Genomic DNA, 20453 nt, shown 5'->3' with positions numbered 1-20453 from the left:
ATGAAAAAGCCCCACCTGGTCACCGACGCCACCCGGCCGCCCGCCGATCCCGACGCCCAGGGCTGGGCGATCTCGCCGATCGAGGAGATCATCGAGGACGCCCGCAACGGCCGCCCCTACATCCTGGTGGACGCCGAGGACCGCGAGAACGAGGGCGACATCATCATCCCGGCGCAGTTCGCCACGCCGGAGCAGATCAACTTCATGGCCCGCCACGCCCGCGGCCTGATCTGCCTGTCGATCACGCCGCAGCGGGCGCGCCAGCTGCGCCTGCCGCCGATGACCGCGGAGAACGGCGCCCAGCACGCCACGGCCTTCACCGTCTCCATCGAGGCGCGCGAGGGCGTCACCACCGGCATCTCGGCCCACGACCGGGCGCACACCATCGCGGTGGCCATCGACCCCAGCAAGGGCCCGAACGACATCGTCTCCCCCGGCCACGTCTTCCCGCTGGTGGCGCGCGAGGGCGGGGTGCTGGTCCGGGCCGGGCACACCGAGGCCGCCGTCGACATCTCGCGCATGGCCGGCCTCAACGCGGCGGGCGTGATCTGCGAGATCATGAAGGACGACGGGACCATGGCGCGCCTGCCGGACCTGATCGCGTTTGCACAACTGCACGGGCTGAAGGTCGGGACCATCACCGACCTGATCGCCTACCGCCGCCGCACCGAGCGGCAGGTGGAGCGGGTGCTGGAGACCCCCTTCGATTCCGCCTACGGCGGCCGCTTCCGGATGGTGATCTACCGCAACATCCTCGACTCGACCGAACATATGGTGCTGACCCGCGGGCGCATCGACCCGGACAGGCCCACCCTGGTGCGCATGCACCGGGTGGACTTCGCCGCCGACATGCTGGGCCACGTGGAGGCCCGCCGCGACTACGTGAAGCGCGCCCTGGAGGCGATCGCCGATTACGACGGCGCGGGCGTGGCCGTGTTCATCCGCGATTCCAACCCCGCCTGGCTGTCGGAACGCTACGGCCAGCCGGAGGCCAACCACAGCGCCAACATCCTGCGCGACTACGGCATCGGCGCGCAGATCCTGCTGGACCTGGGGGTGCGCGACATGGAGCTGCTCACCGCCTCGGCCACCGTCCTGCCGGGCTCCGCCGGCTACGGCCTGCGCATCGTCGGGCGGCGGCCGCTGGATTAGGGCCTGATCGACAGGGATCGAGTTGCTCTCGCCCCGCTCATCCCGGCGAGCGGGTCAGCCTGGACGCCCTTGCCCCGCCGGCCGCTCAGGCCGCTTCGGTGTCCCGGTCTTCGTCCGCGGAGGTGAACGCCAGCAGGGGGGCGGCCTGGGCCGCCACGTCGGCGGCGACCAGCGGCTTGTCGGCGGCGGCGGCCAGGTAGCGGCCGAACTCGCCGGCCGCCTCGGCCAGCCGGATGTCCATCACCGCCAGGGCGGCGCGCTGCAGCTCGCTGACCTGGGCCCGCATGGAGCGCAGCGCCTGCGCCGGATCGTGCGCCACCGCCGCCACCGCCGCCTTGAGGATCTTCAGCGCCTGCAGGATACGGGCGGCGTCGGTGTCGGCCTTGATGTCCGAACGCCGCTTCAGCGCCCCGGTGTAGTCGCCGGAGTTGAACCGCCGCCGGTCGGGGCCGATATAGGCCACCGCCTCGATCCAGTCGCGCGGCCGCAGCGTCACCGCCTCCAGGCGGCGCAGCAGGTCCTTGGTGGTGAAGGGCTTGCGCAGGAACTCGTGCACGCCCGCGTCGCGGGCCGCCAGGATGCCGGCGGCCGTCGCCGTCGAGGTGACCATGATGATCGGCGTCTGGCGGCAGGCCAGGTGGCTGCGGCGCAGGCTGCGGGCGAACTCGCAGCCGTCGAGGCCCGGGCCCGACATCTCCACGAACACCAGCTGCGGATCGACGTTCCCGGCCAGGCCAAGCGCCTTGGGGGTCGAGGCCGCGGTCCAGATCTGCGAGCGGGCGGTGTTGCGCATCAGGTCGGCGATCAGCCGCGCCCCGTTCGGCTGCGGATCGACGATCATCACCCGCTGCAGCATGGGGACCATGCGCTGGATCGTCTTGTAATCTTCGTTGAACACCGCCGGCGGCTCCGCAACACCCGCGGCGATCATGCCTCGGGGTTCGTAAAGAACGCCTTGACGCCGCCGCTCAGGCGGCCTGGGGCTCCGCCAGGCCGGCCTCGAATTCCTGCACGATATCCACCGCTTCGGTGAGATCCAGCTTCAGCGGCTTGCCCGCCGGAAATCGGTAGCGCCAGAAGGTGGCGATGTGCGAGATCACCCCGATCTTCTCGCCCAGGCTGATGAACATCTGCGGCGCCTTCAGCAGGAAGTCGCGGAACACCAGCGGGTCGTGGTTCACGGTCAAGCCCTTGAAGGCCTCGTCATAGACCTGCAGCGTCTTCAGGACCGCGCGGCGCTGGGCCTCGATGCGGCTCTGCAGCCGGGCGCGGCCTTCGGTGAAGGTGCGCATCAGCTCGGCGTCGCGCGGGCCGGCCACCTTCAGCTGCGGCGCCTCGGCGATCACTTCCTCCAGCTTCGGCCACAGGTGGCTCAGCACCCATTTATAGTAGAGGAAGCCGCGCCACGAGAAGATCCCCTCCCGGTAGCTCTCCCCCTCCAGCCGCAGGGTCAGCCGCAGCGGCTCCAGCCGGTCGTCATTCTCCGCCGACAGCAGGAGCTCCACGAGCTTGGCGGTGTTGCCCGCGCCGTCGCCCTGCCCCTCGAAGGCCAGGGCGATCAGCTTGTTGATCTCACGCGAGACGAAGCCCTGCATCTTCGTCAGATCGGCCTCGGTGATCGCGAAATAGCAGCGGGCGATGTCGAAGCCGCGGCGCTTCAGGTGCTCGCGCATCAGGAACGGGTCCAGCGACGGCAGCTCGTCCAGCGCCTCGAGCACGCCCATGTCCCGCGACGCGTCGGCGCCGGCCGAGCAGACCTCGGCCATCATCTCCATCCAGCCCGCCTGGCCCACGAACACCGAGCGCCCGCCCAGCTGCAGCTCGCTGCGGACGAAGGGCAGGATGATCTTGGTCGCGGTGGGCCGGCCGTTGCCCATGAGCTCGCGTTCGTCGGCCCGCAGGCGATGCTTCAGCAGCACCGTGCCGTTCAGCACCCGGTTCTGGAAGAATGGCTTCAGCTTGTATTCCGGCTCGCGGCCGTGCTGGGCCTCGATGGCGATCAGGTTGAGCACCCGGCTGGTCGAAGCCGTCCGCTGCAGCGCCCCGAGGTTCCGGACGGCGCGATCGGGACTCTTCGTCTGCATGGGGCCAACCTCGGATACCTGTGATATCTGTCTGGCCCCGGAGGGTTAACCACGCGTTTAAGTTGCGCTCAATCCTGGAAGGGATCGCGCATCAGGATAGTATCGTCCCGCTGCGGGCTGGTGGAGAGCAGAGCCACCGGCGCGCCGATCAGCTCCTCGATCCGGCGCACGTACTTCACCGCCGCGCCCGGCAGGTCCTTCCAGCTGCACGCGCCCTGGGTGGAGCCGGCCCAGCCCTCGATCTCCTCATAGACCGGCTGTAGCGCCGCCTGGTCGCGCAGGCCGGCCGGCAGGTAGTCGATCTCCGCCCCGCGCAGCCGGTAGCCGGTGCAGATCTTCAAGGTCGGCAGGCCGTCCAGCACGTCGAGCTTGGTGAGCGCGACACCCTCGATGCCGTTGATCGCCACCGACTGGCGCACCAGGGCCGCGTCGAACCAGCCGCAGCGGCGCTGGCGCCCGGTGTTGACCCCCACCTCGCGGCCCACCGTGCTGAGGTGCCGGCCCACCTCGTCGTCCAGCTCGGTGGGGAACGGCCCCCCGCCGACCCGGGTGGTGTAGGCCTTGACGATCCCCAGCACATAGCCCGGTCCGCGCGGACCCAGGCCCGAGCCCGCCGCCGCCTGCCCCGCCACGGTGTTGGAGGAGGTGACATAGGGATAGGTGCCGTGGTCCACGTCCAGCAGCGCGCCCTGTGCGCCTTCGAACAGCACCCGGCGCCCGGCCTTCACCACCCCGTCCAGCAGCCGCCAGGCCGCCCGGGCGTAGGGCAGGATCTTCGGCGCGACGGCCTCCAGCTCGGCCTGCAGCGCCGCGGCGTCCGCCTTGGGCAGGCCCAGGCCCTTGCGCAGCGGCGCGTGGTGCGCCAGCAGCCGGTCGATCTTCGCCGCCAGCGCCTCCGGGTCGGCCAGGTCGGCCACCCGGATCGCCCGGCGGCCGACCTTGTCCTCGTAGGCCGGGCCGATGCCACGGCCGGTGGTGCCGATCTTCTGGGCGGCCGCCGCCTCGCGCGCCTGGTCCAGGTCCTTGTGCACCGGCAGGATCAGGCAGGCGTTGTCCGCCACCGCCAGCAGGGCCGGCGTGATCGTCACCCCCTGGGTCGCCACCTGGGCGATCTCGTTCAGCAGGTGCCAGGGGTCGATCACCACCCCGTTGCCGATCACCGACAGCTTGCCCTGCACCACGCCCGAGGGCAGCAGGCTGAGCTTGTAAACCTTGTCGCCCACCACCAGGGTGTGGCCGGCGTTGTGCCCGCCCTGGAAGCGCACCACCACGTCGGCGCGGTTCGACAGCCAGTCGACAATCTTGCCCTTGCCCTCGTCGCCCCACTGGGCGCCGACTACGGTCACATTGGCCATTTCAGGTACGGCTTTCCGCCTGCCGCGCGGGTCCAGCTCGCCCTTCGACAGGACTCGGCGGGTGGACTTTGGAATGGGTTTTCCGCGCGGGGCGTCGCCTCGCACGCGTAGCCGTGTAGAGCACCAAGCCTCTGCGCCCGTCAATCCCCCCGGTGATCGCACCAGGTCGCCAGGCGTGGCCGCCTGCGCTATGAGCAGGGCCATGGACCTGCCCCGCTTCCACCTGGCTTTTCCGGTGCGCGACCTGGCCGAGGCCAGGGCCTTCTACGGCGGCCTGCTCGGCTGCCCGGAGGGCCGGTCGAGCGGCGAGTGGGTGGACTTCGACTTCCACGGCCACCAGATCGTGGCCCACCTGGCGCCGGGCGCCGACCCGGACCTGCGCAACGCGGTGGACGGCGAGGACGTGCCGGTGCGCCACTTCGGCGTCATCCTGACCATGGACGCCTGGATCGCCCTGGCCGAGCGCCTGCGGACAGCGGGCGCGGCGTTCCTGATCACGCCGCAGATCCGCTTCCACGGCCGGCCGGGCGAGCAGGCCACGCTGTTCATCCGCGACCCCAGCGGCAACGCCCTGGAGTTCAAGGCCTTCGCCGACGACGCCCAGGTGTTCGCCCGGTGAGCGTCACGGCCGCGGACGTCGACGCCGCGGCCGGCCGCCTCGCCGGCCACGCCGCCGCCACGCCGGTCCTGCACAGCCCCGCCCTGGACGAGCGGGTCGGCGGCAGGGTGCTCATCAAGCCCGAGACCCTGCAGCGGGTCGGCGCCTTCAAGTTCCGCGGGGCCTACAACCACCTGGTCCAGCTCTCGCCCGAGCAGCGAAGGCGCGGCGTGGTGGCCTTCTCCTCGGGCAACCATGCGCAGGGGGTGGCGCTGGCCGCCCGGCTGCTCGGCATGCCCGCGGTCATCGTCATGCCCGCCGACGCGCCGCAGGTGAAGGTGGACGCCACCCGCGGCTACGGCGCCGAGATCCGCACCTACGACCGGCTGAGCGAGGACCGCGTGGCCATCGCCGCCGGCATCGCCGAGGATCGCGGCGCGGTGGTCGTCCCGGCCTTCGACGACCCGCACGTGGTCGCGGGCCAGGGCACGGTCGGCCTGGAGCTGGCGCGCGAGGCGACGGCGGCGGGCGAGCGCCTGGACCTGATAGCCTGCCCGGTGGGCGGCGGCGGGCTGATCGCCGGCTCGGCGCTGGCCGTCAAGGCGCTGTCGCCCGCCACCGAGGTCTGGGGGGTGGAGCCCGCCCTCTACGACGACACCCGCCGCTCGCTGGAGGCCGGCAGGCGCGTGGCGGTCAACCCCGGCGTCCGCAGCCTGTGCGACGCGCTGGAGTCGCCTGCGCCCGGCGAGATCACCTTCCCGATCATCGCCGCCAACGTCACGGGCGTGGTCACCGTCACCGACGCCGAGGTGGCCGAGGCCATGCGCTGGGCCTTCGCCGTCCTGAAGCTGGTGGTCGAGCCCGGCGGCGTCGTGGCGCTCGCCGCCCTGCTGACCGGCAAGCTCGACGCCCGCGGCCGCACCGCCGGCCTGATCCTCTCCGGCGGCAATGTCGATCCCGAGCTGTTCGCCCGGGTGATCCGGGGGGAGATCTAGAGATCGTCCTTCCGCCCTAACCATGCGGAAAGACTCCAGCGCCTAGGGTCCGCGCCAATTCGCCGCGCAGAGCACCGCCTTGGAAATCGACGTCCTTCGCCCGCAGGACCTGAGCCCGTCGCAGGTCGACCGCTGGAGCGCCCTGCAGGCGCCCGGCCTCGACAGCCCGTTCCTGTCGCCGCACTGGGCCCGCGCCGTCGAGCGCACCCAGGCGCTGGGCGTGCAGCAGACCCGCGTCGCCGTCCTGCGCCGCGACGGCCGCGACGCCGGCTTCTTCGCCGCCCGCGTCGGCGCCTTCACCGCCATGCCGGCCGGGGCGCCGATGTGCGACTACCAGGGAGTGGTGGCCGAGCCGGACCTGGCCGTCGACCCCAAGGCGCTGGTGCAGGCGCTGGGCGTCCACCGCCTCGACTATTCGCACATGCTGCAGGAACAGGCCGCCTTCGCCGCCTACGCGCAGGGCCGCACGGTCTCCCACGTTGTCGACGTCTCCCAAGGCTTCGCGGCCTACCAGGAGGCGCGCAAAGCCGCCGGCGTCGGCGTGCTGAAGGACGCGGCCAAGAAGCGCCGCAAGGTCGAGCGCGAGGTGGGCGCGGCCCGCTTCACCGCCTTCTCCCGCGCCCGGTGCGACTTCGACCAGCTGGTCGCCTGGAAGCGCGCCCAGCTGCGCGCCACCGACCAGACCGACATCTTCGAGGCCGGCTGGACCCTGCGGCTGCTGCGCGAGCTGTTCGAGAGTCGCGACCCCGACTTCGGCGGCGTGCTCTTCACCCTGCACCTGGGCGACCGCCTGGCCGCCGCCCACTTCCACCTGCACGGCGGCCGCGTCATCCACGGCTGGATGATCGCCCACGACCCGGAGTTCGAGCGCTACTCCCCGGGCATCGCCCTGTTCGTCGACATCCTGGAGTGGATGGACCAGACGCCCTATTCGCGCCTCGACCTGGGTCCCGGCGACTACCGCTTCAAGACCGAGCTGGCCAACACCGCCCAGGGGGTGACCCACGGCTTCGTGGGCCTGCCGTCCGCCGCGGCCCTGGTGCGCACGGCGGCCTATGGGGTGGTCCGCGCCGCCGAGGCCCTGCCGCTCGGCCGGGTCTCCGGCCTGCCCGGCAAGGCGCTGCGCCGGATGGACCAGTGGCGCGGCCTGCGCTGAACGATCCGACGCCGCGATTGCCGCGGGCGGGCCGCGTCGCTAGTTTGCCCGCCTTTCGCCAACGGCCCCCGTCCATGACCCTCACCTACGACGCCATCCTTTCCGCCGCCGCGCGGCTGAAAGGGCACATCGAGCGCACGCCCTGCCGTCATTCCCGGACGCTCTCCGAGATTACGGGCGCCGAGGTGTGGGTGAAGTTCGAGAACCTGCAGTTCACCGCCGCCTACAAGGAGCGCGGCGCGCTCAACATGCTGCTGACCCTGGGCGAGAACGCCCGCAAGCGCGGCGTCATCGCCGCCTCGGCCGGCAACCACAGCCAGGGCCTGGCCTACCACGCCGCGCGCCTGGGCATCCCGGTGACCATCGTCATGCCCAGCACCACGCCGTTCATGAAGGTGCGCCAGACCCGGGCGTTCGGCGCCGAGGTGGTGCTGGACGGCGACGGCTACGACGACGCCTCGACCTACGCCCTGAAGCTCTGCGAGGAGCGCGACCTGGTCTACGTCCACCCGTTCAATGACGTGGAGGTGATGGCCGGCCAGGGCACCGTGGCGCTGGAGATGCTGGAGGACGTGCCCGACCTGGAGGTGCTGCCGGTGCCGATCGGCGGCGGCGGCCTGATCGCCGGCGTCGCCACCGCGGCCAAGCACATCAAGCCGGAGATCAGCGTCATCGGCGTCGAGCCGGCCATGTACCCCTCGTTCAGCGCCAAGATGCGCAGGCTGCGCGCCGGCGGCCAGGCCGGCGGGGCGACCATCGCCGAGGGCATCGCGGTCAAGCAGGTGGGCGAGGCCTCCTACGCCATCGCCCGGCCGCTGATCGACGACGTGCTGCTGATCGAGGAGCCGTTCTTCGAGAGCGCCATCGCCCTCTACTGCAACGTCGAGAAGACGGTGGCCGAGGGCGCCGGGGCGGCCTCGCTGGCCGCCCTGCTGGCCTATCCGGAGCGGTTCCGCGGAAAAAGGTGCGGGCTGATCCTCACCGGCGGCAACATCGACACGCGGCTGCTGGCCTCGGTGCTCACCCGCGAGCTGGTCCGCGACCACCGGCTGGTGTCCTTGCGGATCATCGGCGACGACCGGCCGGGTCTCTTAGCCAACGTCTCGCGGATCATCGGCGACCACGGCGCCAACATCGTCGAGGTGGCCCACAACCGCCTGGCCCTCGACGTGCCGGCCAAGGGCGCGGAGTTCGACATCATGATCGAGACCCGCGACGCCGAGCACACCGAGGAAATCATGGCCAGCCTGCGCCAGGCCGGCTATCCGCCGAGGACCGTCTGACCGCCATGCACCGCCGCCGCCTGCTCGCCGCCTTCACCGCCGCCCTGGTCGTCGCCGGCTGCAAAAAACCCAAGGCCGAGGCCCAGGCCGGCCCGACGGGCGGCGCGGGCCGCGGCGACAGCGCCAGCCTGGCCGAGGCCAAGGCGTTCCTGGCCAGGAACGCCAAGGCGCCGGGCGTGCAGGTGCTGCCCTCGGGCCTGCAGTACAAGGTCCTCCGCTCCGGCCCCGCCGCCGGCCTGCACCCGCAGAAGAACGACGAGGTGAAGGTCAACTACGAGGGCAAGCTGCTCGACGGCCGGGTGTTCGACTCCTCCTACGCCCGCGGCGTCCCCGCCGCCCTGCCGCTGGCCGGCCTGATCCCCGCCTGGATCGAGGCGCTGCAGCTCATGCGCCCCGGCGACGAATGGATGCTCTATGTCCCGCCCGAGCTGGGCTACGGCGCGCAGGGCGCCGGCGGCGGCGAGATCCCGCCCGACAGCGCGCTGGTCTTCCGCATCGAGCTGATCGACCTGCTGCCGGCGCCCGGACGGGTGCAGCAGGGGTAGCCTCTTTCCGCCCCGCCGCGCTTTCCTTTGAGCTCCCACGCCCGCCGGCCTAGAACACCTGCATGACCGGCGAAGCCCTCACCGCCCGCGCCCTGGACATCCTGGCGAGCCTGGTGGCTTTCGACACCACCTCGCGGCTCTCCAACCTGGCCCTGGTGGACTGGGTGGAAGCCTATCTCGCCGTCCACGGCGTCGCCGCCCGCCGCGTGCCCAACGCCGACGGGAGCAAGTCCAACCTGCTGGCCACGGTCGGCCCGGCCGTGCCCGGCGGCGTCGTGCTCTCCGGTCACACGGACGTGGTGCCGGTGGATGGCCAGGCCTGGAGCTCCGATCCCTTCACGGTCGCGGAGCGCGACGGCCGACTCTACGGGCGCGGGACCTGCGACATGAAGGGCTTCCTGGCGCTGGCGCTGGCCGTCGTGCCCGACCTGACGGCCGCCGAACCCAGGGTTCCCGTCCACTTGGCCTTTTCCTACGACGAGGAGGTGGGCTGCCTGGGCGCGCCGGACATGATCGAGGTCATCGCCCGCGAGCTGCCGCGCCCGGCCCTGGTGGTGGTGGGCGAGCCCACCCGCATGGAGGCGGTGATCGGCCACAAGGGCATCGCCACCTACAAGGTCACCGTCGAGGGCAAGGAGGCCCACTCCAGCCAGCCGCACCTGGGCGTCTCCGCCATCATGGCCGCCGTGCCGCTGATGGCCCAGCTCGCAGCCCTGGCCGAGCGCCTCGACCGCGAGGCCGACCCCGCCTCGCCGTTCACGCCGAAGGGCGCGACCCTGACCATCGGCCAGGTGAACGGCGGCACGGCGCCCAACATCCTGGCCCGCCGGTGCGAGTTCTATTTCGACCTGCGCTATCCCGCCGGCCTCGACCCGGACGGCGTCCTGGCCCCGGTGGTGGCGGCGGTGGCGGCGCTGGACGTCCAGCTCAAGGCGCGCGCGCCCCAGGCCGGAGCCCGCATCGTGCGCCGCTCCGCCGCCCCGCCGCTGGCGCCCGAGCGCGACGGCCCGGCCGAGGCCTTCGCCCGGCGGATGGCCGGCGACAACGGGCCGCCGCGGGTGGTGGCCTTCGCCGCCGAGGCCGGCCAGTTCCAGGGCGCGGGCTTCTCCACCGTCATCTGCGGCCCGGGCTCCATCGACCAGGCGCACCAGCCGGACGAATACGTCGAGCTGTCCCAGATGCAGCGCGGCGGCGAGTTCATGGCCCGGCTGGCGGCGTGGGCGGGCGGAGCGGCCTGATCACCGGCCGGCGCCCCATCAGGTCCCTCGGGTCCCAGGTCATCGCCCGGACGATCGCGCCGGCGCCGACCCTGCGTCCGCGCTGCACCGCCGCCCGGTCCCGCAACACCCTGGGCAGGCCCTTCAGCGCCTCCAGGAACGCGCGCCAAACCAGCGCCGCATAGGGCCAGTTGGGCCGGCGCGCGGCGATGAAGACCACCGCCGCCAGGTGCAGCGGCAGGACGACGGGCAGCAGGATCGCCGGCGTGTTCTTGAACGCCACCCAGAACCGGTTCCGCGTCCCGTGGAACACCGCGAACTCCGACTTGCGCCCCCCGGAGGAAGCCGAGCCCAGGTGGTGGACGACGGCGCGGGGGGCCAGCACCGTGGGCTCGCCGGCCAGCTGCAGCCGGTAGCCCAGGTCCACGTCCTCGCAGTAGCAGAAGAAGTACTCGCTGAACCCGCCAAGCCGCCGGAACAGCGCCCGGTCGATCATCATCGCCGCGCCGCAGGGGCTGAACACCTCGCCCTCGAACGCCTGGCCGGTGTCGCGCTCCAGGTAGCCGCCGCGGTAGGGGATGCCGTAGCCGCTCATCACGTCGCCCAGCCCGTCCAGCATGCCGGGCGCGTCGGCCATCATCTGGCGCGAGGTGAAGGAGCGCACCTGCGGGTGGCGCTCCGCTGCCGCGACCAGCTCGGCCAGCCAGTCGGGCTCGGCGTAGGCGTCGGGATTGAGCAGCACCAGCCAGCGCCCGCGCCCCAGCCGCGCCGCCTGGTTCCCGGCGCCGGCGAACCCCAGGTTCTCCGCATTCGACACCAGCCGCATGAAGGGGAACTCGGCGGCGATCTTCGCGTCGTCGGGGTCGGGCGAGGCGTTGTCGATGACGACGGTCTCGAAGTCGCGGAAGCTCTGCGCCTGCAGGTGCTGCAGGCAGGCGCGCAGCGTCGGGCCGGAGTTGAAGGCGATGACGCAGACGCTCACCGCCGGCGCGGGGGCCTTGTCATCGCTCACGTGCTGCGCCATGCGACTGCTTTACCCGAAGCCCCAAGAAGATCATGACGACCATCACGCCGCTGGCCCTGCCCGAGGTCCTGCTTATCACGCCCAAGCGCCATGGCGACGCCCGCGGCTGGTTCTCCGAGACCTGGAGCCGCCCGGCCCTGGCCGCCGCCGGCCTCGACCTGGACTTCGTGCAGGACAACCAGGCCTTCAGCGCCGCCCGCGGCACGCTGCGCGGCCTGCACTTCCAGAAGGCGCCCTACGCCCAGGCCAAGCTGGTGCGCGTGCTGCGCGGCGCGATCTACGACGTGGCGGTCGACATCCGCCCGGGCTCGGCGACCTACGGCCGCTGGATCGGCGCCGAGCTTTCCGCCGAGCGCGGCGACCAGCTGCTGGTCCCCCGCGGCTTCGCCCACGGCTATGTGACCCTCGTCCCCGACACCGAGCTGTTCTACAAGGTCGACAACCGCTACGCCCCCGAGGCCGAGGGCGGCCTCCTCTGGCGCGACCCGGCGCTGGCCGTCGACTGGCCGGTCGCCGAGGCCGAGATCACCGCCAACCCTCGCGACCGCGCCCTGCCGACCCTGGCGGAGCTGGGGCGGGTGGCGTTCTGAGGCAAGACCCCCTCACCCAACCTCTCCCGCCGGTTCCGGGGGGAGAGGGGTAGGCTGGTCCCATTCCGCCCGCACATCGTCGTCCGATTCTGAGCCCAAGCGCGCCGCCCGCAGCTCAGCGAACGCCGGCGCCGGCAGCAGCCGCCCGAGCGCCCAGACCGCCGCGCCGCGGACCACCGGGGCCGGGTCGGCCAGCAGGGGCTCGGCGGACGCCGCCAGCTCCGGGCTCCCGGAATTGCCGAGGGCGTAGAGCACGTTGCGCACGAAGCTGTCGCGGCCGATGCGCTTGACCGGGCTCCTGGCGAACAGCGCCCGGAAGCCCGCGTCGTCGAGGCCGGCCAGCTCGGCCAGCGCCGGGGACCGCAGGGCGCCGCGCGCCTGCAGTTTCATCTCCCGGGAGGCGCTGGCGAACTTGTTCCACGGGCAGACCGCCAGGCAGTCGTCGCAGCCGTAGATCCGCTGGCCCAGCGCCGGGCGGAACTCGTGGGGGATCGGCCCCTTCAGCTCGATGGTCAGGTAGGAGATGCAGCGCCGGGCGTCAAGTTGGTAGGGCGCCGGGAAGGCCTGCGTCGGGCAGGCGTCCAGGCAGGCGCGGCAGGCCCCGCAGTGGTCGTCCTCCGGCGGATCGGCCGCCAGCTGCAGCACCGTCAGGATCGAGCCCAGGAACAGCCAGGAGCCGAACGCCCGCGACACCAGGTTGGTGTGCTTGCCCTGCCAGCCCAGCCCCGCCCGCTCGGCCAGCGGCTTCTCCAGCAAGGGCGCGGTGTCGACGAACACCTTCAGCTCGCCGCCGGCCTGCGCCTGCATCCAGCGGGCCAGCGCCTTCAGCCGCGCCTTGATCAGCTCGTGGTAGTCGTCGCCCTGGGCGTAGACTGAGATCGCGCCCCGCGCCGGATCGCGGGCCGCCAGCGGGTCCGCATCCGGGCCGTAGTTGACCCCCAGCACCACGGCCGAGCGGGCGTCCGGCCACATGGCCTGCGGATGCGCGCGGCGCCGGGCGGTGTCGGCCATCCAGGCCATCTCGCCGTGGCGGCCCCGGGCGATGAACTCGGCGAGCCTTCCGCCCGCCGGCCAGGGCGCGGCGGCCGAGGCGAACCGGCAGGCGTCGAAGCCCAGCCGCAGCGCCTCGGCGCGGATGCGGCTCTCCAGCGGCTCAGAAGTCGAGGTCGTCATAGTGGCCGGCCGGCGCCAGGCCGGGCCAGCGGTCGGCCAGGATCGGTCGGAAGGCGGGCCTGGACTTCAGCTTCATGTACCAGGTCTTCACATGGTTGAAGCCGCGCCACGGCACGTCCCCGAAATAGTCGATCACCGACAGCTGCGCCGCCGCGGCGAAGTCGGCCAGGCTGAGCCGGCGGCCCGCCAGCCATTCCCGCGTGGTCAGCAGCCCTTCCAGATACTCCATGTGCAGCCTGAGCGCCTCGCGCCCCTGGCGGATGGCGCCCAGGTCCGGCGAGCCCAGGCGCAGCAGCCGCTTCTCCATCTTCTCGTGCAGCAGCAGGCCGCCGACCTCGTAGTCGAACTTGCGGTCGAACCATTGCAGCAGCCGGCGGGCCTCCGCCCGGTCGGCCGGCTCGCGGCCCAGCAGCGGCGGCTCCGGGTAGTTCTCCTCCAGGTGCTCCAGGATCGCCCGGCTCTCGCAGACGACCAGCGCCCCGGGTCCGACGCCCTCCACCAGCACCGGCGTCGCCCCGGAGGGGTTCAGGGCGACGAACTCCTCCGGCTGCTCCCAGTAGCGCACCGGGTTGTCCACGAAGGCCAGCCGCTTCTCCCCCAGGGCCAGGCGCACCTGGCGCGAGGCGGGGTCGAGCGGGAAGTGGTGCAGGACGCGGGCGACGGACATGCGGACCGGAAACGTGACGGAAATGCGGCGATATTGAAGCCATAGACCCCTTAAGGTCGCGTTTACTACGCTGCGGGCGGGGCCGACTCGGCGAACGCGCCCCCGTGCGGCTCCGCCCGCCCGCGGGGATCCGGGTGGATCAGGATGTCGGCGGACGGGAATTCGCTCAGCACCCGGTTCTCGGCGTCTACGATCACCTTGTGCGCCGCCTCCAGGCTGAGATGGGGGTCGAGGTCCACGTGCATCTGCACATGCACCACCGGTCCCGCCGCACGGGTGCGCAGCTGGTGGACGTGGGTCACGCGGCCATCCTGGGTCATCAGCTCGACGATCTTCGCCCGGGTCCGCTCTGACAGCTCATGGTCGAGCAGTTGGTCCGACGCCTGGCGGAACACGCCCACCGCGCCCCACAGCAGGATGGCGGCGATGGCCAGGCCTGCGGCCGCGTCCAGCCCGGCCACGCCCAGCAGCGCCGCTGCGGCGATCCCGGCCAGGCCGATCAGGTTGGAGGCCAGGTCAGCGGCGTAGTGCGCCCGGTCGCCGGCCACCGCCACCGAGGCCGCGCGCTTCAACACCCGCGTCTGCACGGCGAGCAGCCCGGCGGTGAGCGCCGTCGAGGCCAGCATCACCGCGATCGCCCAGCCCTCGCGCTGGATCGGATGCGGCGTCACCAGGGCCTGCACCGCCTCGCGGCCGATCAGCGCCGCCGAGGCGAACACCAGCCCGCCCTGCAGCAGGCTGGCGAAAGCCTCGGCCTTGCCGTGGCCATAGCGGTGCGCGGCGTCCGGCGGGATGGCCGCATAGCGCACGGCGAACAGGGTGAGCGCCGAGGCCAGCAGGTCGAGCCCGGAATCGACCAGCGACGCCAGCAGCGCCACCGAGCCGGAGGCGATCCAGGCCGCCAGCTTCAGCGCCACCAGGGTGGCGGCCACGCTCACCGAGAGCAGCATCGCCCGCCGGGTGAGCTGCGCCGACTGCGCGGGGGTCAGGCCAGACGGTTCGGCGCTCATGCCCCGCAGTCTACCTCCGCCCGCGACGGCGCCCCAGCGCTAACGACTCGCAACCCTGCCCTCGCCTGCCGGACGAACGCCGCGATGGAGGGGGTCAGGCCGCGCCGCCGCGGAGGCGGCGCAGGACCGGGCGCAGGACGGCGCTGAACACGATGACCGGCGAGAGCACCCAGGCCAGCAGGTGCTGCGACACGCTCTCGGCGCGCTTGCGGAAGTAGCGGGCCAGGCCGACGCCCTTGTGGAACTCGACGCGGATCGGGCTGACGCGGCTGGTGTGGCCCAGGTGGATCACTTCGGCCTTGGGGTGGAACAGCACCAGGCCGCCCTGCCGGCGCACCCGCCAGCACAGGTCCACGTCCTCCACATGCAGGAAGTAGCCCTCGTCGAAGCCGTTGACGGCCTCGAAGTCCTGGCGGCGCATGCAGAAGCAGGCGCCGGAGATGGTGGGCACCGAGGCGATCTGCTCCGGCGGCTGGTCGTGCTCCCAGTGCACCTCGTAGCGCCGCCAGGCGGCGACGCGCCGGGTGAGCCGGCTCAGCGACATCAGCGCCGACATGGGGGTGATGTCGCCGCGCCGGGCGCCGCGCTGCTCGGTGCGGTCGGCGTTGAGCACCCGGCCGCCGACGATGCACGGGGTGGGCCGGTCCTCGATGGCGCGGACCAGCTCGGCGATGCAGCCCGGCTGCAGGAAGGCGTCGGGGTTCAGGAACAGCAGCACGTCGCCGCTCGCCCGCCGCGCGCCCATATTGGCGCCGCGGGCGAAGCCCACGTTGCCGTGGCCGCCCAGCAGGACGACCCGCTGGTCGCGGTCCACCAGGCTGCGCAGGGAGGCGGTCTCGGGGCGGCTGGAGCCGTTGTCGACGATGACGAACTCGTCCACCAGCGGATCGGCCAGGACGCAGGCCAAGCTGTGCTCGAGGGCTTCGCCAGTCATGTAGACGACCATCACCACCGAGAGCCTGCGGCGCGGCTTCAGGAAGGTCTGAAGCGGGACCGGTTCGGCCGCGACGATCGGAGCGACGATGCCGTTCATCCAGCCTCCATGCGACCACGGGTCCCCTGGGGCGAGTTGCGCTCGCCCGAAGCACGAACTGCAAGATCAGGCGGCAGGGCTTGCAAGGCAAGCACGTTTACCGCCTCGTCCAGGACCATCACCTGCTGGCCGTCCGATCCAAAGCGCCGCAGCGCCAACTTGCCTTCTTCCGCCTCACGCCGGCCGACCACTGCAATCACCGGAGTCTTGCTCAGGCTATGTTCGCGCACCTTGTAGTTAATCTTTTCGTTACGCAGGTCGCTCTCCACACGCAGGCCGGCTCGTCGCAACGTGTCGACCACGTGCAAAGCATAGTCATCCGCATCCGACGTAATTGTGGCCACTACAACCTGCACCGGGGCCAACCATATCGGAAATGCGCCTGAATAATGTTCAATCAGGACGCCCAGGAACCGTTCCAGCGAGCCCAGGATGGCCCGGTGCAGCATCACCGGCCGGTGCTTCTGGCCGTCCTCGGCGATATAGGCGGCGTCCATCCGCTCCGGGAGCACATAGTCGAGCTGCAGCGTGCCGCACTGCCAGGTGCGGCCGATGGCGTCGCGCAGGTGGAACTCGAGCTTGGGACCGTAGAAGGCGCCCTCGTTCTCGATTCGCTCGACCTCGACGCCGGCGGCGTTGGCGGCGCGCTCCAGCGTGTCCTCGGCGATGGTCCAGATCTCGTCGGCGCCGAACCGCAGCTCGGGCCGCAGCGCCAGCTTCACGGAATGAAGCTCCACCTCCAGGTCGCGGTAGACCACCTGCAGCAGCTCGACGAAGGCCTTGGCCTCGGCCTCGATCTGGTCCTCGCGGCAGAAGATGTGGGCGTCGTCCTGGGCGAGGCCGCGCACGCGCAGCAGGCCGTGCAGGGAGCCCGAGCTTTCGTTGCGGTGCAGGTTGTCGAACTCGGCCATGCGGATCGGCAGCTCGCGGTAGGACCGCTGGCCGTGGTTGAAGATCTGCAGGTGCCCCGGGCAGTTCATGGGCTTTAAAGCGAGCTTCTCGCCCTCTTCCGTCTCGCAGACGAACATGTTGGCGCCGAATTTTTCCGCGTGGCCCGATTGGCGCCACAGGGAATAGTCCAGCACCTGGGGCGTCTTGACCTCGACGTAGCCCTCCGCCTCCATCCGCCGGCGCATGTAGTTCTGCAGCGTGCGGTAGAGCGTCCAGCCCTTGGGGTGCCAGAAGATCATTCCCCGGCCCTCCTCCTGGATATGGAACAGGTCCATGGCCGCGCCCAGCTTGCGGTGGTCGCGCTTCTCGGCTTCCTCGATGCGCCGGAGGTAGGCCTCCAGGTCGGCCTCGTTGGCCCAGGCCGTGCCGTAGATCCGCTGCAGCTGGGCGTTCCGATGGTCGCCGCGCCAGTAGGCGCCGGCCAGCTTGGTCAGTTTGAACGCCTTGCCGACCGCCTTGGTGGACGGCAGGTGCGGGCCGAGGCACAGGTCCTTCCACGCGCCCTGGCGATAGACGCTGATCTCCTCGCTCCCCGGGAGATCCTCGATGATCTCGGCCTTGTAGGCCTCGCCGATCGACTTGAAGTGGGCGATGGCCTCGTCGCGGTCCCAGACCTCGCGGCGGATCGGCTCGTCGCGGTCGACGATCTCGCGCATGCGCTGCTCGATCTTCGCCAGGTCGTCGAGGCTGAAGGGCTCGGCGCGGGCGAAGTCGTAGTAGAAGCCGTCCTCGATCGCCGGCCCGATGGTCACCTGCGTGCCGGGGAACAGCTCCTGCACCGCCTCGGCCATCACGTGCGAGGCGTCGTGGCGGATGGTCTCCAGCGCCTCGGGGCTCTCGCGCGTCAGGATCTCGAAGCGCCCGCCGTGCGGCAGGGGGCGGTCGAGATCGAGCAGGGCCCCGTCGAGCTTCACCAGCACCGCCTTCTTCTCAAGCGACCTGGCGATGGCGGCGGCGACGTCGCGGCCGGAGACCCCGTCGTCGTAGGGGCGTCTGGAGCCGTCGGGAAAGATCAGTTCGATCATGTCTCACACGTCCATGTCCGCGGCGGACCCGGGTCTCGCGGCGGGGGCGGGGGGTCGTACCCGGCGCCGCCCAGGGGATGGCATCGGCAGAGCCTGCGGGCGGCGAGCCAGGCGCCGCGCACAGGCCCCTGGCTGATCAGGGCCTGCGCGGCGTACTCCGAACAGGTCGGAAGGAACCGGCATTGCCGCCCGATCAGGGGCGAAAGCGTCAGCTTGTACGCACGGAGCGCGCCTCTGACGCAGATCTCGTAGAAGCTCATGCCGGCTCGCGGACTTGGGAGTCAGCAGCGATTACGCCTGCGAGTCCCCGGGATCAAGCCGCGCCGGCGGGGCTAGTTCGCGTGGCCGCCCGGCGCACGGCCTCGGCCGCGGCCTCGAACGCAAGCAGCGTGGAGGCATGGCGGGCGGGGTAGTCTTTCACGGGCGCGAGCATGGACAGGTCCGAAAAACGGCCGGCGGGCGTGGGCCCGCCATCCTTCAACATAGCACGGAAGGCGTCGCGGGCGATCTCGATCTCGGCAAGCGTCGCGCCCAGCACCTGGGCGCCCAGCACCGAGGCCGACGCCTGGCCCAGCGCGCAGGCCTTCACGTCCTGGGCGAAGTCGACCACCTTGCCGTCCTGCACTTTGACGTCCACCACCACCCGGCTGCCGCAGAGCTTGGAGACCTTCTCGGAACTGCCGTCGGGATCGGCCAGCCGGCCGGCGTGCGGCAGGTTGGCGGCCAGGGCCAGCAGCCGGGCGGAGTAGAGGTCGTCGATCATGGCTCAGATGTAGGCGCGCCGCCCTGCGCCCGCCATGCGGCCTCGGCCCGGGCCTTCATGGCCTCGCACACCGCCGCGAAGCCCCTGCGCAGGGAGCCGCGGATCGACCGGGCCGCGCCAGGGCCCAGCCAGCCCGTGTAGAGCTCGCCGCTGGAGAAGATGCAGCTCGCCTCGGCCAGCGCGTCGATCTCCCAATAGCAGGTGACCAACGCCATCCCGCCGAGCGTGGAGAGCTTCAGGTGCAGCAGTTCGTTCGGCGTCCAGTCGAGCACCACCGGCTGGATCACCTTGTGCGGCTGGCCCGGCAGGGCGCGGGTCAGGGTCAGCGCCTCGCCGATGCGCACGGCGCCCTCCGCCTTCGGATAGACCGGGTTCCACTCGGGCCAGCGGGCCACGTCGTGGATGATCTCCCACACCACCGCGGCCGGCGCCTGCACCCCGACGCGCCGCTCGATCTTCACGCCCGCGGGGCCGCTGCGGTCGCGGCCGAACTCGAAGCCCTTGCGTCGGTTGTAGAAGTCCGGCGCACCCCTCATCAGCCAGGCTCCCGGATCCGCCAGGTCGCCCCCGTCGGACCGTCCATCACCTCCACGTTCAACGCCGTGAGCTCGGCGCGGATACGGTCGGCCTCGGAGAAGTCCCTGGCCGCGCGGGCGGCGACGCGGGCGGCGATCAAACCCTCGATGCGCGCCTTCAGCCCCTCGTCGGCGCCGCCCTGGAACCAGGCCTCGGGGTCGGACTGCAACACGCCCAGCAGGTCGCCGCCCTGCAGGAGCGCGGCGCGGATGTCGGCCACCTCCTGCCAGTCGGCGCCGGGGACCAGGGCGGCGCGGACGCCGGCCGCCAGCGTGAACAGGCCGCTCAGCGCCAGGGGCGTGTTCAGGTCGTCCTCCAGGGCGGAGGTCAGGCCGCTTGCGTCCAGCAGGCCCTGGACGGCCTTCTGGTCCGGCTCCGGCAGGGTGACGCGCGCGTTGGCGGCCTCGCGCGCCAGGTCCGCGAGCGTCCGGTAGATGCGGTCGAGCGAGCGGCGGGACTGGTCGATCAGGTCGCCGGTCCATTCCAGCGGCGCGCGGTAGTGGCCGACCAGCAGCGCCCAGCGCAGCACCTCGCCCGGGACCTGCTTGATCAGGTCGTGGGCCAGCGCGACGTTGCCCAGGCTCTTGGACATCTTCTCGTCGCCGAAGTTCAGGAAGCCGTTGTGCACCCAGTAGCGGGCGTACTCCTTGGCGTGGCTGGCGCAGAGGCCCTGGGCCATCTCGTTCTCGTGGTGCGGGAAGATCAGGTCGACGCCGCCGCCGTGGATGTCGAAGGCCGGCCCGAGGTACTTGGTGGCCATCGCCGAGCATTCGAGGTGCCAGCCGGGACGGCCGGGCCCCCACGGCGTCTCCCAGCTGGGCTCGCCGGGCTTGGCGCCCTTCCACAGCGCGAAGTCGCGCGGGTCGCGCTTGCGGTCGTCGCCCGCCGAGTCACCGGCGGCCCGCATGTTCTCCAGGTTCTGGTGGGACAGCGAGCCGTAGCGGTCGGCCCAGGACATGACGTCGAAGTAGACGTCGTCGTCGACGTTGTAGGCGTGGCCGTTCTCGATGAGCCGCCGCATCAGCGTGATCATCTCCGGGACGTGCCCGGTCGCCCTCGGCTCCACGGTCGGCGGGACGCAGCCGAGCTCGTCGTAGCCGCGGTTGAAGACGCGCTGGTTGGCCTCGGCGACCGCGAACCACTGGCGGCCCGTCTGCGCGGCGACATTGATGATCTTGTCGTCGACGTCGGTGACGTTGCGGACGAAGGTGACGTCGTAGCCCGAGGCGGCCAGCCAGCGGACCAGCAGGTCGTAC

21 protein-coding genes are annotated in these 20453 nt (G+C 71.6%); 8 read left to right on the top strand and 13 right to left on the bottom strand.

What is annotated here, in order from left to right:
- Window positions 1–1152: a 3,4-dihydroxy-2-butanone-4-phosphate synthase gene (gene ribB / locus VGL30_RS16555; RefSeq protein ID WP_331541124.1), complete on the top strand. Its 1152-nt coding sequence runs from the start codon at window positions 1–3 to the stop codon at window positions 1150–1152.
- Window positions 1153–1237: 85 nt separating this feature from the next.
- Here ribB and VGL30_RS16550 read toward each other — a convergent pair whose 3' ends face one another.
- From VGL30_RS16550 to VGL30_RS16540, 3 genes are all read right to left on the bottom strand, one after another.
- Window positions 1238–2083 (bottom strand): response regulator, encoded by an 846-nt coding sequence (locus VGL30_RS16550; protein WP_331541123.1) that lies wholly within the window; start codon window positions 2081–2083, stop codon window positions 1238–1240.
- A 37-nt stretch (window positions 2084–2120) separates the two neighbouring features.
- Window positions 2121–3236: a hypothetical protein gene (locus VGL30_RS16545; RefSeq protein ID WP_331541122.1), complete on the bottom strand. Its 1116-nt coding sequence runs from the start codon at window positions 3234–3236 to the stop codon at window positions 2121–2123.
- Between the two features lie 68 nt (window positions 3237–3304).
- Window positions 3305–4591, bottom strand: coding sequence for an adenylosuccinate synthase (locus tag VGL30_RS16540; protein WP_331541121.1), 1287 nt, complete (start codon window positions 4589–4591; stop codon window positions 3305–3307).
- Between the two features lie 202 nt (window positions 4592–4793).
- Between VGL30_RS16540 and VGL30_RS16535 the strand changes: the two genes are divergently transcribed.
- From VGL30_RS16535 to argE, 6 genes are all read left to right on the top strand, one after another.
- The gene (locus VGL30_RS16535; RefSeq protein ID WP_331541120.1) at window positions 4794–5210 is read left to right on the top strand and encodes a VOC family protein; all 417 of its coding nucleotides are present in this window, start codon (window positions 4794–4796) and stop codon (window positions 5208–5210) included.
- Complete coding sequence (locus tag VGL30_RS16530) at window positions 5207–6184, top strand: threonine/serine dehydratase (protein ID WP_331541119.1); 978 nt, start codon at window positions 5207–5209, stop codon at window positions 6182–6184. Before VGL30_RS16535 ends, VGL30_RS16530 begins: the two co-directional genes overlap by 4 nt.
- 79 nt (window positions 6185–6263) lie before the next feature.
- On the top strand, window positions 6264–7340 hold the full coding sequence (locus tag VGL30_RS16525) for a GNAT family N-acetyltransferase (protein WP_331541118.1): 1077 nt from the start codon (window positions 6264–6266) through the stop codon (window positions 7338–7340).
- 74 nt (window positions 7341–7414) lie between these two features.
- The gene (locus VGL30_RS16520; protein WP_331541117.1) at window positions 7415–8623 is read left to right on the top strand and encodes a threonine ammonia-lyase; all 1209 of its coding nucleotides are present in this window, start codon (window positions 7415–7417) and stop codon (window positions 8621–8623) included.
- Between the two features lie 5 nt (window positions 8624–8628).
- Window positions 8629–9168 (top strand): FKBP-type peptidyl-prolyl cis-trans isomerase, encoded by a 540-nt coding sequence (locus VGL30_RS16515; protein WP_331541116.1) that lies wholly within the window; start codon window positions 8629–8631, stop codon window positions 9166–9168.
- A 62-nt stretch (window positions 9169–9230) separates the two neighbouring features.
- Window positions 9231–10406 (top strand): acetylornithine deacetylase, encoded by a 1176-nt coding sequence (gene argE / locus VGL30_RS16510; RefSeq protein WP_331541115.1) that lies wholly within the window; start codon window positions 9231–9233, stop codon window positions 10404–10406.
- Here argE and VGL30_RS16505 read toward each other — a convergent pair.
- On the bottom strand, window positions 10366–11397 hold the full coding sequence (locus tag VGL30_RS16505; protein WP_331541114.1) for a glycosyltransferase family 2 protein: 1032 nt from the start codon (window positions 11395–11397) through the stop codon (window positions 10366–10368). The two genes, argE and VGL30_RS16505, sit on opposite strands and share 41 nt — an antisense overlap.
- 44 nt (window positions 11398–11441) lie before the next feature.
- Between VGL30_RS16505 and rfbC the strand changes: the two genes are divergently transcribed.
- Window positions 11442–11999, top strand: a complete 558-nt coding sequence (gene rfbC, locus VGL30_RS16500; RefSeq protein ID WP_331541113.1) for a dTDP-4-dehydrorhamnose 3,5-epimerase — start codon at window positions 11442–11444, stop codon at window positions 11997–11999.
- A gap of 12 nt (window positions 12000–12011) precedes the next feature.
- On the opposite strand, the gene queG is transcribed toward rfbC, so the two are convergent.
- From queG to cysS, 9 genes are all read right to left on the bottom strand, one after another.
- Window positions 12012–13172, bottom strand: a complete 1161-nt coding sequence (gene queG / locus VGL30_RS16495; protein ID WP_331541112.1) for a tRNA epoxyqueuosine(34) reductase QueG — start codon at window positions 13170–13172, stop codon at window positions 12012–12014.
- Window positions 13153–13839 carry a glutathione S-transferase family protein gene (locus VGL30_RS16490; RefSeq protein WP_331541111.1) on the bottom strand — a complete coding sequence of 229 codons (687 nt, stop codon included), beginning with the start codon at window positions 13837–13839 and terminating at the stop codon, window positions 13153–13155. Before VGL30_RS16490 ends, queG begins: the two co-directional genes overlap by 20 nt.
- 65 nt (window positions 13840–13904) lie before the next feature.
- Window positions 13905–14849: a cation diffusion facilitator family transporter gene (locus VGL30_RS16485; protein ID WP_331541110.1), complete on the bottom strand. Its 945-nt coding sequence runs from the start codon at window positions 14847–14849 to the stop codon at window positions 13905–13907.
- Window positions 14850–14943: 94 nt separating this feature from the next.
- Complete coding sequence (locus VGL30_RS16480) at window positions 14944–15882, bottom strand: glycosyltransferase family 2 protein (RefSeq protein WP_331541109.1); 939 nt, start codon at window positions 15880–15882, stop codon at window positions 14944–14946.
- Window positions 15879–17858 carry a threonine--tRNA ligase gene (gene thrS / locus VGL30_RS16475; RefSeq protein ID WP_331541108.1) on the bottom strand — a complete coding sequence of 660 codons (1980 nt, stop codon included), beginning with the start codon at window positions 17856–17858 and terminating at the stop codon, window positions 15879–15881. Before thrS ends, VGL30_RS16480 begins: the two co-directional genes overlap by 4 nt.
- Window positions 17855–18118: a membrane protein insertion efficiency factor YidD gene (yidD, locus tag VGL30_RS16470; RefSeq protein WP_331541107.1), complete on the bottom strand. Its 264-nt coding sequence runs from the start codon at window positions 18116–18118 to the stop codon at window positions 17855–17857. Before yidD ends, thrS begins: the two co-directional genes overlap by 4 nt.
- A 53-nt stretch (window positions 18119–18171) precedes the next feature.
- Window positions 18172–18621, bottom strand: a complete 450-nt coding sequence (locus VGL30_RS16465) for an iron-sulfur cluster assembly scaffold protein (RefSeq protein ID WP_331541106.1) — start codon at window positions 18619–18621, stop codon at window positions 18172–18174.
- Entirely contained in the window at window positions 18618–19157 is a 540-nt protein-coding gene (locus VGL30_RS16460; protein WP_331541105.1) for an SRPBCC domain-containing protein, read from the bottom strand. Before VGL30_RS16460 ends, VGL30_RS16465 begins: the two co-directional genes overlap by 4 nt.
- The coding region (cysS, locus tag VGL30_RS16455) for a cysteine--tRNA ligase (protein WP_331541104.1) at window positions 19157–20453 on the bottom strand (1297 nt) is incomplete at its 5' end. The genes VGL30_RS16460 and cysS, both read right to left, overlap by 1 nt.

Origin of the sequence: Phenylobacterium sp., assembly GCF_036502675.1 — a bacterium.
Classification (GTDB): domain Bacteria; phylum Pseudomonadota; class Alphaproteobacteria; order Caulobacterales; family Caulobacteraceae; genus Phenylobacterium.
This window is presented reverse-complemented; position numbering and strand designations above follow the sequence as displayed.

Coding starts and splice junctions, on each gene's coding strand:
- ribB (WP_331541124.1), top strand. CDS start 1: ATGAAAAAGCCCCACCTGGTCACCGACGCCACCCGGCCGCCCGCCGAT.
- VGL30_RS16550 (WP_331541123.1), bottom strand. CDS start 2,083: ATGATCGCCGCGGGTGTTGCGGAGCCGCCGGCGGTGTTCAACGAAGAT.
- VGL30_RS16545 (WP_331541122.1), bottom strand. CDS start 3,236: ATGCAGACGAAGAGTCCCGATCGCGCCGTCCGGAACCTCGGGGCGCTG.
- VGL30_RS16540 (WP_331541121.1), bottom strand. CDS start 4,591: ATGGCCAATGTGACCGTAGTCGGCGCCCAGTGGGGCGACGAGGGCAAG.
- VGL30_RS16535 (WP_331541120.1), top strand. CDS start 4,794: ATGGACCTGCCCCGCTTCCACCTGGCTTTTCCGGTGCGCGACCTGGCC.
- VGL30_RS16520 (WP_331541117.1), top strand. CDS start 7,415: ATGACCCTCACCTACGACGCCATCCTTTCCGCCGCCGCGCGGCTGAAA.
- VGL30_RS16515 (WP_331541116.1), top strand. CDS start 8,629: ATGCACCGCCGCCGCCTGCTCGCCGCCTTCACCGCCGCCCTGGTCGTC.
- argE (WP_331541115.1), top strand. CDS start 9,231: ATGACCGGCGAAGCCCTCACCGCCCGCGCCCTGGACATCCTGGCGAGC.
- rfbC (WP_331541113.1), top strand. CDS start 11,442: ATGACGACCATCACGCCGCTGGCCCTGCCCGAGGTCCTGCTTATCACG.
- queG (WP_331541112.1), bottom strand. CDS start 13,172: ATGACGACCTCGACTTCTGAGCCGCTGGAGAGCCGCATCCGCGCCGAG.
- VGL30_RS16490 (WP_331541111.1), bottom strand. CDS start 13,839: ATGTCCGTCGCCCGCGTCCTGCACCACTTCCCGCTCGACCCCGCCTCG.
- VGL30_RS16485 (WP_331541110.1), bottom strand. CDS start 14,849: ATGAGCGCCGAACCGTCTGGCCTGACCCCCGCGCAGTCGGCGCAGCTC.
- VGL30_RS16480 (WP_331541109.1), bottom strand. CDS start 15,882: ATGAACGGCATCGTCGCTCCGATCGTCGCGGCCGAACCGGTCCCGCTT.
- thrS (WP_331541108.1), bottom strand. CDS start 17,858: ATGATCGAACTGATCTTTCCCGACGGCTCCAGACGCCCCTACGACGAC.
- yidD (WP_331541107.1), bottom strand. CDS start 18,118: ATGAGCTTCTACGAGATCTGCGTCAGAGGCGCGCTCCGTGCGTACAAG.
- VGL30_RS16465 (WP_331541106.1), bottom strand. CDS start 18,621: ATGATCGACGACCTCTACTCCGCCCGGCTGCTGGCCCTGGCCGCCAAC.
- VGL30_RS16460 (WP_331541105.1), bottom strand. CDS start 19,157: ATGAGGGGTGCGCCGGACTTCTACAACCGACGCAAGGGCTTCGAGTTC.